Genomic DNA, 12,019 nt, shown 5'->3' with positions numbered 1-12,019 from the left:
TCACACGTCGCAAGGGCCTGTGGCGCAGTCTGGTAGCGCACCTCGTTCGCATCGAGGGGGTCTGGGGTTCAAATCCCCACAGGTCCACAAACGACTGTTCTTGAGTAGCTCTCAGGAACGTTGACGAGATCCCGTCCGATCGCAAGATCGGGCGGGATCTTCGTCGTTTCCGGGGTCGTTCGATGCCTGTTCGGGGTGGTGGATGGCGGCGTATCGGGTCTGGCGGGTTGCTCGGCAGGTGCCTGACCGCTGCCGGGGCATGCGAACCGGCCCCGGTCGCCTGGGGCTTGTGATGGTGCTGTGCGGCTGTGACGCTGCCCGATCAGAGGTTGGCCGGCGGATGCCGCCCCATGTCGAGTGGTGCGGGGGCGTAGGGCCGGTCACGGCCGTCGGGACCCGGAATGGACTCGAAGTCGGCGTCGGTGAGCCGACTGCCGGTGCGCTCGTAGAGCCAGGTTTCCAGGATGTCCAGGTTTCCGATGGTCACCATGATCGCGATGAGGATCGTCTGGGCCACCTGGCCGGGTGCTCGGCGGTGCATCGGGTTGCCGATGTCCATGTCGGCGCCCTTGAAGCGACCGTTGAGGCCCTCGTTGTGGGAGCGGATCGGCTTGTAACTCCGCTCCCAGGCGGGGCTGAGGTAGTGGTTGTCCTGTCGGAACTTAGCGATCTTCAGATCGCCGGCCGCGTCGACGGGGACGCTGATCGCGGATGCCCCGCAGACCGCCGGCAACGCATCCTTGCCCGGAGGATCCGTCCATTCCCTGTCAGGGAGCTGGATGGTGGGACGAGCCGAGGCGTGGCTGGCCCGGGAGCGGCGGTCCGCCAGCTTGATCACGGTCTGAGGCGGGCCCGAGGCGTTCGGCGGTGCCGGACGGAGGCGTTCTCGGCGTGGACAGTTCACCGAAGGCGACGGGCCAGCCGCCGGGCATTGCAGGCGCACGGTTCCACGGGCATCGGCGTTCTGCTTGAGCTTGAGGAGGTAGGGCAGCCGCTCGGCGACCAGTGGCTTCAGGTCGTCGAGCCGTCGGCGGAAGGTTTTGTCGTCCATGCCGTGAGTGGCCTGGGCCAAGGCGTTGGGGATGTGTGGGCAGGCGAGGGAGCCGTCGATCAGTACGGCTCCTTGCCAGCTGCCCTGGATGCCGCGGTCGGCCGCCTTGTAGTCCAGGGCCAGGCGGTAGCCGAGTCGGCGTACCGGAATCTGAAAGTTCCCCGGCGAACAGCCGGTGTAGGCGCGATCTGCGGCGCAGGTACCTGCCGGCAGTCGAAGCTCGGCGAGGTGCTTCAGCATGGTGACCGCGTTCTCGCCCGTACGGACGGTCGGAGTGTCCAGGCTGAGACCGAGGCAGAGCTGTGGATAGGAGGGCGCGCGGCGCCCCTTCGCTGTCCCTTCGCCTGTGCGAGCGTGGGCGGCGACGAGCAGGCTCGCGCTGTAGCCGAAGATGCCCTTGTCGGAGCCGCCGCTGAAGTGCCAGCCGGCGGTGATCTCGACGGAGGCTGTGCCCGAGCGGTCGCTGTCCGGGTCGGCCAGAACCGGGATCGAGGTGGCGTCCACTCCTACGTCACCGGCCCAGTTCCGAAGGTATCCGCGCTGCTGCGCCAGCCGGACCGGGACCAGTACGAGATCGTTCGCCAGCCGTTGCAGCCGGTCCGCGGCCGCGCGGCCGACAGCCTCGTCCCAGACAGCGGAGTGGATGTCTGCCTCCGCTTGGTCCAGGCGCCGGCGCCGGTCACAGCGTGCCGGGTCGAGCACGGTGGTGATCCGGTCCAGCCCTCGGTAGAGGCGACGACTGGCAGCTATGCACGCACGTGCCGTGGACGGCGGAACCTCGGGGATGCCGAGCCAGGCACGAGCTGCGGGTTGGAGACGGAAGTGCAGGATCCGCCAGGCGTCGGAGACCGTGGCTCGGCCTGTGTAGTACACGGCGAGCATCAGGCCGGCCAGCACGGTCCTCGGCCGCACGCCTGGTGGCCCAGGACGGCCGCGCAGCATGTCTTCCAACTGCTGGGGCAGGCCGGAGCGGTCGAGGACGGTCAGCAGCTGGCCGACCTTGGAGTCGGGGATCTCGGTGAGCCGGCCAGGCCGCAGCCGTGGCCGCGCGTGACGGGCGGCCATCTGGTCGGCCTCGGGCCGCGCCCTCACGAGCGGCGGCCACGCAGCAATCGGATCACCTCTGCCTTGGGTAGTGGGGGCACCCAGTGGTGGTAGCCCGCCAAACCGGCAGGGGAGGCCATGCCTGCGGCGGAGGCGACCGCCTCCGGGCTGATGCCCTCGGAAAGCCGGCCGACGATCCACGTCGACCGCAATCGCCGAGCGGAGAGATGCGGCAGACCCGCATGGGGCCGATGGCGGGCAGGCCAGGACGAGACGAGGTTCTTGGCTGCCGCGACCTTCCGTCCCGGCCTGAAGAGGAATCCAGGTCCCGAGGTCTCTGCCAGCTCTGCCAGCGCGCCTTCCCAGTCGGAGTGGCACGCCACGAGTCGGCCGAGCAGCTCCTCCTCCAGCACCGCGACCCCACCAGAGGTCACGCGAACGTGGCTGCCTCGCATGGGCGGGACCTCGCCCGGCATCAGGCCACACCCCGCTCCGAGCGCCATGAGGGCGAGGCCGTCGAGTCGAGCCTGGTCCGGCAGATGATTCGCCCAATTCCGCAAGCGAGCCAACTCTCCAGCACCATAAGGCGGCTGAGGTGTGCGAGGCGAGGACAGCCGAGCCGGAGGGGCCTCTCCGCGCTGGACCCACACCAGAGCCTCCCGCGCCCGCCGCAGCCAGGTCCGGTAGGTCAGCACCGTCGAGTCCTTCGCCGTAACGCAGCCCGACAGGATGAAGGCGTCGATCGTCTCGGTCCGCAGCCACGTTCCCGGGTCGCGCGGCAGCCCGCTCCGGTCCGCCCAGACCGCGACCCGGCCGATCACGTGCAGCAGATGCTCCGCCGCGTAGCAGGTGGCCGGAACTGTCGCAGCCACGGTGGCTCTCACCAACTCGGCGACCGGCGCCCACTGCCGATACGGCAGCCGGGGCCGGTAGTCGCGGATCTTGCTGGAGACCTCCGAGCTCAGTGTCACAGACCAACAGAACCGGCTGGACAAGCAGCCAGTGAAGACATCGAAGGCGATCTTCACGGAAAGGAGTGCATCGACATGGTCGGAGGTTTGGCCCGCAAGACCGCGCCGAGAGACCTTGCCCGCGATCCGGAATCCTGGCCCGACTCCTCTATCGACGACATCGCCGCCAGAGTCGTCCAGGCCATCGCCCGCGAGCTCGCGCTTGCCCTGGAGCGCGAGAAACGAAGTCTGCGGCAGGTCTCCACCGGATCCGGGGTCAACCGGCAGGCCATTGCCGACCTGCTCGCCGGCCGGTGCTGGCCGGACGTCGTCACCGTTGCCCGCCTGGAAGATTTCCTCGCCGTCCCGCTGTACCCGCGGGACGGAATGCGCAGTACGCATCAAAATCGGCCTTCCCGCCCCCAGGGAAACCCGTCCCAGGGAACGACGAAATAGGCCACGCGCCCCCAAGGTGAGGCGGATTGCTCTAACCTCGGGGATGCGTGAGCCACTACGAGGGTCCACGTCACTGGCTCCGAAGAGGGTCCAAGCTCAACGGAGCCCGTCCCCTTCTCCCCGCAATGGGAGGAGGGGACATCTCATGTTCAGGGCGGCGGCGTCAGGCGTCCCCTCCCTGTGATTCCGTGAACCGGCGGGCAGCGAAGGTACCGATCGGGTGCTCCACGGCACGGCCGCTCTTCACCAGCCGCTTGCACGTCGCGCGGGTCGTCTCGATGGGCGCCCGCCCTTCGTCGCCCTTGGTCGGGCGCCCAAGTGCCTCCGTGATGTCCTTGACCTTCATCGGCCGTCCGGCGCCCACGAGAATCTGCTCGACCGCCTGCATCAACTGCCCGGACGGCGACCGCGAAGGCCCGCTCTGTCCGGCACGCGTCTCCTCAGGCGGCTCGCTCGGTTCCGACTCGTCACCGGCGGACGCATTGCCGTCCTCGTCCTCCGCGTCAGCTTCCTCCTGAGGGCTTTGATCGTCCTCGGACGGTGCCGAGCGGCCTGCGAGGCACTCGGCCAGAGCTTCGCTCAGCTGATCGCGAGTGCTCGCGTACTTCGCCGCCTCGACTCGAAGATCCGCGAGTTCTGCCTCGAGCTCAGAGATCCGCGCCAGCGTCCGATCCGTCTTGCCGGAGAAGATCCCAACAGCCGTCCGCAACCCGGGAGCCGCATCCGGCTCGCCCGCCCCTGTGAAGTCCATCCGCCCCTCCTCGGCCCTCCAGTACGACAGGACAACGCCAGTCATCGTAGGGAATGCCAGCCGTGCCCGGCAGCCAAATGACCAACGAAGTCTGGCAGTTGAGACACCCCGGAGCATGAGCCTGATGACTGGCGCCCCTGACCTGCATGTCTGCGACACCAGTCGTAATGCTTAACATCGTCAACAGTTGCGGCAGATCACGCTCTGCCACGATTCCCGACGCCACGTCTTCGAGGACGAGGTTCGGAAGGATGGCCAGTCCCAGATTCTGAAGATCCACGTTCGGGCTGGCGGCCTCATCGGCAACACCCAGCAGTCATGAGGCCAGCCGTTCCAGCGCAGACGCCAATCCTTGCTCATCGCAGCTGAGCAGTGCTGCCACGAGTGCCACAGGGAGGCTGCTGCCGTCGTCCCGAGGCGGCGAGCGGGACAGACGTGGGCGACCGCGCCACCTCGCACAGTACTCCGGCACGGCAGAAGCCCTGCCGGAGAATCCGGCAGGGCTTCCGTGGAGGGTGATCCGTCGGGATTCGATGAGACGTCTGGTCGGACCTGTCGAACCCTCCCAGCGCCATCGACGGTTTCATGCCAGGTGCGGGCATTTCCGTTGACCGGGTTCCACTCCCGTAGGAGCCGTCGACCGATCATTTCTCCAGGGTTCTGAGCAGGTGGGGAGTGATCTCGTACACCAAACGAGGGGATTGACACCTTGCCTGTAAGCGGGTGGCGGCGCCCCCTACTGCCTGCCGCCGCCACCCGCTCACTCTACCGATCTATTGAACTGGCGGTGCACCCTCTATCAGGACTTCGATTCCTTCCTTGTGGAATCGGCCCATCAGGAATCTTGCCTCAATGAAGGTTCCTTCAAATTCGCCTGCTGCGATTTTCGTCGAACTCTCTTTGGCTTGAGTCAAAGAGAGTCCAAGTGCACCGCGCAGCACTTTGAGGATTTTCGCGCTGGGCTTGCTCGGTTCGGCGAGGCGGAGGCGGGCGGTTCCGTGCTGAAGCAGGAGCGAGTTCCGGATTCTGTCGGGAGCAGGCCCAGGGTCCCCGTCGTGAACTACGAGACCGCAAATGTCGCATTCCTTTTCGGTTTCCCAGAAGAGATTACCGTCTCTCACTAGTTGCACATTCCAGCCCGTCACTTCATGTCCGCAGCTACTGCAAGGAGAAATGAAGCTCGCCGCCTGAGTGATCACTTATACCCCTTCATCCTCAGGTACCGCTCTATTATCCCATAGAATTTGTCTGATGTGCCAGAGCCATCCCGGGGATGGTGGCCACGGAGACCTCGCGCGAACCAGCGGTGATGAAGTTCCTCATGAACCAGTGTATCGCGGAGGGTCCCCCTGCTCACGAATGACTTGTAGCCGATTTGAGTACCTGCATTCGGCTTCGCCATCCCGCTATTTGCCCATGGGCTGTATTGCGGCTTGTGGGTGAAGTTGATCCCCTTGAGGTCGCCCTTCATCATTGCCTCGATTGCTCGATTTCTTGATTTGGCGGTCTTTCCAGTGACGTGGCTGAGATCGCTTACCCACTCATTTCCGTCGCCGCCAGCGTATTCGATGTCGCTACGCTCGGACTTTCCGTTCTGGTTTTTGGCGGGCGCCTTCTTGGGTGCAGCGGCCTGCTTTGCAGCCGGTGATTTCTTAGTCGCTGCCTTTTGTTTCGGAGCGGCCTTGGGTGCAGGCTTCTTGGCTGCCTGCTTTGCGGCTTGCTTTTTCGCGGCCTGCTGGGCCGCTTGCTTTGCCGCCTGCTTCTTGGCGGCTTCGGCTGCTACCTTTTTGGCTGCTTCGATGGCGGCCTTCTTGGCCGCCTCTTCTGCTGCCTTCTTGGCTGCTTCCTGGGCTGCCTTCTTGGCCGCTTCTATGGCCAGGCGCTTGGCCAGTTCGGCTGCTGCCCTCCTGGCCGCCTCGATGGCGGCACGGCGGGCGATCTCCCTGGCGATCGCCTGGGCCGCTATCCGGATGGCGATTGCGGCGAGGAGGGGGACGATCTTGCCGTCCGGGTCCGAGATGGACACCGGGTTGTTGTTGGCGTACGCGTACCCGTTCATCTGCTGCGGGTCGTTGACGTCGATCAGGGGGTCGACCGACAGGAACCGCCCGGTGGCCGGCTCGTACGAGCGAACGCCCAGCTGAGTCAGGCCCGTGGAGGCGTCCATGGTGCCCCCGACGAAGCCCTTCTGGTCCGGCCACGCCTGAGGCGCCGCGCCCCGGGTCTCGCCGTAGGGGGTCATGTCCCGCCGGGTGGCGGTCATCGTTCCTGCGGCGTCCACCGAGAGGGTCGCGGTGTTGTGGTGGTCTGCGGACAGGTACGAGAGGTTGCCGTCCGAGGAGCGGACGGCAACCGTCGAGTTGCCGAAGGTGTAGCCGCGGGTGGCCTTGGTCTTGCCGTCCGCGCCCAGAGATACCTCGGTGCCGCCCAGGTAGAGCGTGGTGCCTGATGGGTCCTTGCGTAGCAGGCGGTTGCCTTCGGCGTCGTAGACGTATTCGGTGACCTTGGTGCCTTCGGTGACCTTGGTGAGCTGTCCTTCGGTGTCCCATTCGAGCTTCTGCTCGGAGTTGCCGATCTTGCGGAGGGTGGTGTTGCCGGTGGCGTCGTAGGCGTAGGAGTCCTTGCGGCTCCCGGTGGGCTCGACGTTGTCGACGGCGCTCAGTGTGTGCGGCTGGCTCCCCTTGGCGGCCGGGTAGGTGTAGGTGCGCCGGGTTTCGCCGCTCCCGACGTCGTGCCTGGTCTCGCTCGTTCGGTTGCCCGTGGGGTCGAAGGTGTAGGAGTGCCAGTAGGGGGTGACTCCACCGACGGTGGCCACGGAGGGGCCGCTTGCGCAGTTTTCCTTGGCGGTCCAGCCTTCGGTCATGCGACGCAGGTGGTCGTAGCGGAAGCACTGGGTGTCGCGGGTCGTCTTCTCCCGCAGTTCGCTGAGCGAAGTGATGTTGCCCGCGGGGTCGTAGGTGTAGTCGACCTCGGACAGGGCGTACGGGGCGACCTCGCGGTCCGCGAAGGACTTGGTGACCCGGCGGGTGGAGTCGTCCAGGTAGTTGGTGTGGATCATCCGCTTACCCTTGGCGCCCTGCATGTACTGCATGAGCTCGCCAAAGGGCGTGTAGCGGCTGCTACTGACGTACTCGGCCGAGCCCTTGAGGCTGCTGGGCATGCCCGCCGCGTTGTAACTGAAGTCCAGCTTCTCTGCGGGAAGACCGCCAGCAGCGGGGAGGTGCACCGAGCTCGGGTCGCCGGTGCTGTTGTAGTTGACCTTGGACTCGTAGCTACCTGAGAGCGTCCCCTGACCCTCCGGGATCGTGGTCCTGGACCCGGTCGGGGCGCCGCTGTTGTCGTACCCGAGGACGGAAGTGGTGTACGGCTTCCCGTCGGTGTAACGGGTCGAGGAGGTCAGTTGGCCCTTGGACAGGGTGTCGTAGGTCCACTCGGCACGCTTCGGACCCGCGGGGCCGTCTTCTCGCTGCTCGATCGGTCGACCGAGCTTGTCGTAGGAGACATGGATGCTCTTGCCCCGGGCGTCGGTGGTGGTGACGGGCTGGTCGCTGTCGTCGTAGGTGTAGGTGGTGACTCCGCGGTCGGGGTCGTGCTCCTTGGTCTTGCGGCCGCGTAGGTCGTACTCGTACTGCCAGGTGTTACCGACCGGGTCGACGACCTGGATCAGCTCACCACCAGGACCGTAGCCGTAGCGCGTGCTGTCGAACGCGCCGCTGACCTGACGTCCCTTGTACTGCCGCAGTTCCACCGGGTTGCCCCGGGCGTCACTGATGGTCGTAGTGACTGTGCTTCCCTCGGGCGGGACAACGTGCTGGCGATCACCCTCGTAGGTGGTGGTGGTGCGCCATTTCTCGGTGCCGAGGCTGTAAAGCAGATCGGCGGTCTTGCGTCCGGCGCCGTCGTAGAGGTAGCCGTGCTGGCGGATGATCTGGTTGTCCGGGACGGATACCAGGGTGGTGCCGGGGTTGCTCTTCTCCAGGTAGGGACCGGATTCCTTGACTTCCAGGCCGCGTGAGTCGTACACCGTGTCGGTGACGACGCGGCCGGTGCGCGCCGCGTCGTTCTGGTTGAGGTCGGAGCGGGTGGCCTGGGTCTGGCGCGGTCGCATCAGGCCGTCGTACAGCTCGTGGCTGATGGTGTACGTGTCGTCGGCGAGGCGGGTGCGCGTGGTGACGGCGGAGGGGCCGTCCTTACGGATGAGGTAGGTGATCTCGACGTCGGGCTTCTGGTCCCGGGTCCGGCCAGCCGACCAGCCCTTGGTCAGGCGGCCGAGGGCGTCGTACTCGGACTCGTCCCGGCGTCCGTTGCTGTCGATCTCGGTCAGGGTCAGACCGCGGGTCGGGTCGATGATGTCGGTCTCGGTGTGGCCGAGCGGGTTGGTGGTGACCACCTGGTAGGGCATTTCACCGGTGGCCGGCGTGTGCTCGGTTTTGGAGGTGTTGCCCAGGGCGTCGGTGGTCTCGATGGAGCGGCCGTACTGGTCGAACTTCTCCGTACCGGCGGTCACGTAGCGGGGCTGGCCGCCGACGTACTCGGCCAGCTCTTCGGCGCTGGTGGCGTCGCCCTTGGTCGGGGTTTCGCCGAAGCCCTTGCCGTCGTACAGGGTGCGGTCGTCGGAGACGACGTGTGCGGGCCGCTGGACGGTGGCGCCGCACGCTACGGACACCGTCTCCTGGCGGGACACGAGGTCCAGCAGGTGCAGCTGGGAGTTGCGGGCGTACTCTGTGACGGTGCAGCGATCATCGTCGCTCCTGGCAGTGTCGCCGAGGTCGTTGACCTTGGTGATCAGCCCGTGTTCGTCGTAGGTCTTTTCCACCGCGGTGCGCCGGAAGCCGCCCTCGACGGCGGTACGGGTGCGCTCGGCGCCGTTGTTGAATCTCTGCGCGGTGAGTGGCGTCGTCCCCGTACGGTTGCGGGTCGCGGTCGGAGCGCTGATCGACGGCTCGTACGAGGTAGCGGATATGAGCGCGCCGCCGTCGCCGTTGTAGGTGAGGGTTTCGCGGGTGACACCGGCCTGTGAGGGGTGGTCGGTGATCTGGTTGCCCTCGGAGTCGGCGACCTTGACGCTGCGCGTTCCTCCGGAGGCGGTGCGGTCGCCGTCCAGACCGCGGAAGTAGACGTTCTCCGTGCGGGTGCGCTGGTCGGCGCCGTCGCCGGTGCGGGTGATGACCTTGTTGTAGCCGCGCCACTGGTTCCAGGTGCGCTCGGTGTCGCGGAGGAACTCGGAGGTGTCGTAGGCCCAGGCAGGGGCGCCGGAGTACTCGTACCGGGTGACGGTCGAGGGGGACCCGCCGACGAGGTCGTTCTCGACGATCTGGGTGGCGACGTACTTGTGGAAGTAGTCCTTGTACGGCTTGGGACGCCCGTCGGGGCCGATGGGCTGCCCGGGAGCGGACCAGTTGACCGGGTAGCAGCGCAGGGTGTTGTCGGCGTCCGAGGCCGGCAGCTTGTTGTCCCGGTTGCATTCGGGAGCTGAGTAGGTGACGCCGATCAGGCCACCGGATTCGGTGTGGATGGCGTTGATGCGGTAGCGGATGAAGGGCGGCAGACCCTCCAGGCCGTCGACGCGGTTGGCCAGCTGCTGGCCGGAGAAGGTGATCTCCGGCGTGCTGAGGTCGCCGTTGGTCTTGCCGGTGTGCTTGACCGAGGCCAGCCACAGGCCGTTGCTCGTGCCGTCGCCGGTCTGCGGGAAGGAGTGGGTCAGGTCCCAGCGGTCGACGTCCTTGTACGCGCCGCGGGTCAGCACCTGGGTGGTGATGGCCGAGAACCGCTTGCGGGTCCAGAAGGTCGGGGAGTGCTGGTTCTTGCACTCCTTACCGGGGGCGCAGTACTGGTCGACGGGGACGTCGGGCCAGTTCTTGGCGTTGTCCTTGTTGAACTTCGCGTCCGAGCAGTCCGCACCGGGCAGGCAGCGCTCGGCGGTGTCGATCAGAACCTTGGCCGGGGCCTTGGTGCCGTACTCGGCGCCGGTCCTCAGTCCGTACTCGACGCGGCTGAGGTGGCCGCCGCGGGTGTACTCAACGCCCTGGAGCTTCTTGTCCGCTCCGTAGCGGTTGGTCTCCTTGGCGTAGTAGTAGACCATGGCGTTGCCGTGCACGTCGGTGACGTGGTCGAGGTTGTAGCGCCAGGCACGTTGCTTGCCGCCGTCCTTGCCGTAGAGGGGGACAGTGAAGGCGGAGTTGGTCTCCTGGTCGCCGGCCTTCCAGTTGCCCGGCCGGTTGAGGCCGAAGGTGAAGACGGTGCCGGAGACGGTGGTCAGGCGGAAGTAGCCGCCCTCGGCGTCCCCGTTGACGGCACCGGTCAGGTACTCGATCTTGGAGCCGTCGTCCTTGACGCCCTTCCAGGTGCCGGTGGCATCGTCCCTGACGAGCTCGGTGCCCGAGCCGTTGAGGGAGAGCATGGCGTTCTCGGAGGCGAAGCACAGGTCGCCCTTGCCGTCCTTGAAGCTCACTCCGGAGCCGGGGACGTCTGAGCAGGGCTGGAAGCGGCGTTCGATGAAGCCGCCGGAGGTGAGCTCGAACCCGTCTCCCGCCTGTGAGGGCTGGGTGTTGCTGGCGGCCATGCGGCCGTCCACGCTCTGGGCGGAGTAGTTCAGCCCGAGCTCGGGAGACAGGTCTCCGGGAGCCTCAGGGGTGGACATGGGGTAGGTCCAGTTGAAGTCACCGGAAGCCCCGCCGGCCTGCCAGCTCGCCGTAGGGGCGAGAGGCGTCGCCTTGAAGTCCCCGCCGGAGCCGGAGGCGCCGCCCTCGGCGGCCAGGACCATCGGAGCCGCAGCGGCGGCGCTCCTGGCGGACAGCTGCTGCGGTGCCTTTGCGGCGGTGGTGGTGTCGGCCAAGGCGATACGGGCGGTCAGCGTCTTGTTCTTGACGTCATTTCCGCTGTCGACCGGCGTACCGTTCTGACATTCGGCCTTTTCCGGAGTGGTCAGCACACACGCCGGATACTGCACCATACGCATGCGGCCCGCGAAATTCGCACCGAATGCTCCGGCGAAGGCGGAGTAGTCGACGGCGAGTTCGACCTTGCCGCGAGTGGGAACGCCCGCGCCCGGCTCAACGGCCATCAGGACACCGTTGATGCCGGCCTTTTCGGCTTGGGCGCGGTTCTTGACAGAGACCTTCACATGGGCCGGGGCCGCCGGTCCGACCGCCGCTCCCGCCCGCATGAACGGGACGGCCGTGGAACGGATTCCGACGGGCAGACCCCCGACGTCACTGCGGCCGGGAGCGGGAGTCTCTGCGCGCGAGGCCACAGTGGAACCGGGATCCACGAGCGCTTCGCCGCCCTTGGGCCAGGTGACCTTGGGCGCCTTCTTCTGGGCGTTCTGTGCCGCTTCGTTCTTCGGAGGGGACTGTACCGGGACCTTGGCGCCGACAAGTACCGGCTCGGTCTGGGTGCCGCGCACCTTGAACTTCTCAGTGGCGGCCGCCGCGGTGGTCACACCGGCCGAGATCAGCAGGGCGGTACTGACCGTGATGGCAATGGTCTGTGTGGAACGGCGAATGGATTTAGGCCAGTTCCATACGTTGTCGGAGCTCCAATGGGGATCGGATCTCCGGGGTATCTGAGACGGACTCACGCAATTCCTCTATGCAGAAATGAGGTGCGTTGACGATCAACGCACCTATCACGCACAGAGTAAACGATCAATCCTTCCGGATCATGCACGGATCAAGAATGAAGCATCCGCAGGTTGCACGGGGTTGGTCGCCGGACGATAAGCGGAGGGATTTCTACCGGTTGTAGTCTGAAACCTGAGGGAAGGTC

Annotated in this window: 6 protein-coding genes and 1 tRNA gene; 2 read left to right on the top strand and 5 right to left on the bottom strand. The window is 66.3% G+C overall.

Going from position 1 to position 12,019, the window contains the following annotated elements:
• The first annotated feature begins 13 nt into the window (after positions 1-13).
• Positions 14-87 (top strand) — tRNA-Ala (locus C0216_RS27730).
• Positions 88-322: 235 nt separating this feature from the next.
• On the opposite strand, the gene C0216_RS27725 is transcribed toward C0216_RS27730, so the two are convergent.
• Positions 323-2,116, bottom strand: a complete 1,794-nt coding sequence (locus C0216_RS27725) for a hypothetical protein (protein WP_162793303.1) — start codon at positions 2,114-2,116, stop codon at positions 323-325.
• Between the two features lie 23 nt (positions 2,117-2,139).
• Positions 2,140-3,123, bottom strand: a complete 984-nt coding sequence (locus tag C0216_RS27720) for a hypothetical protein (protein WP_246042712.1) — start codon at positions 3,121-3,123, stop codon at positions 2,140-2,142.
• Between the two features lie 30 nt (positions 3,124-3,153).
• Between C0216_RS27720 and C0216_RS27715 the strand changes: the two genes are divergently transcribed.
• Positions 3,154-3,501: a helix-turn-helix transcriptional regulator gene (locus C0216_RS27715; protein WP_216827115.1), complete on the top strand. Its 348-nt coding sequence runs from the start codon at positions 3,154-3,156 to the stop codon at positions 3,499-3,501.
• 163 nt (positions 3,502-3,664) lie between these two features.
• On the opposite strand, the gene C0216_RS27710 is transcribed toward C0216_RS27715, so the two are convergent.
• From C0216_RS27710 to C0216_RS27705, 3 genes are all read right to left on the bottom strand, one after another.
• Positions 3,665-4,252 carry a hypothetical protein gene (locus C0216_RS27710; RefSeq protein WP_114057892.1) on the bottom strand — a complete coding sequence of 196 codons (588 nt, stop codon included), beginning with the start codon at positions 4,250-4,252 and terminating at the stop codon, positions 3,665-3,667.
• 773 nt (positions 4,253-5,025) lie between these two features.
• Entirely contained in the window at positions 5,026-5,451 is a 426-nt protein-coding gene (locus tag C0216_RS33620; RefSeq protein ID WP_162793302.1) for a hypothetical protein, read from the bottom strand.
• The gene (locus C0216_RS27705) at positions 5,448-11,315 is read right to left on the bottom strand and encodes an RHS repeat-associated core domain-containing protein (RefSeq protein ID WP_162793301.1); all 5,868 of its coding nucleotides are present in this window, start codon (positions 11,313-11,315) and stop codon (positions 5,448-5,450) included. Before C0216_RS27705 ends, C0216_RS33620 begins: the two co-directional genes overlap by 4 nt.
• Between the last annotated feature and the right edge of the window lie 704 nt (positions 11,316-12,019).

The organism is Streptomyces globosus (assembly GCF_003325375.1).
GTDB lineage: Bacteria > Actinomycetota > Actinomycetes > Streptomycetales > Streptomycetaceae > Streptomyces > Streptomyces globosus_A.
The sequence above is the reverse complement of the archived record's forward strand: the minus strand, read 5'-3'. Positions and strand labels throughout refer to the sequence as shown.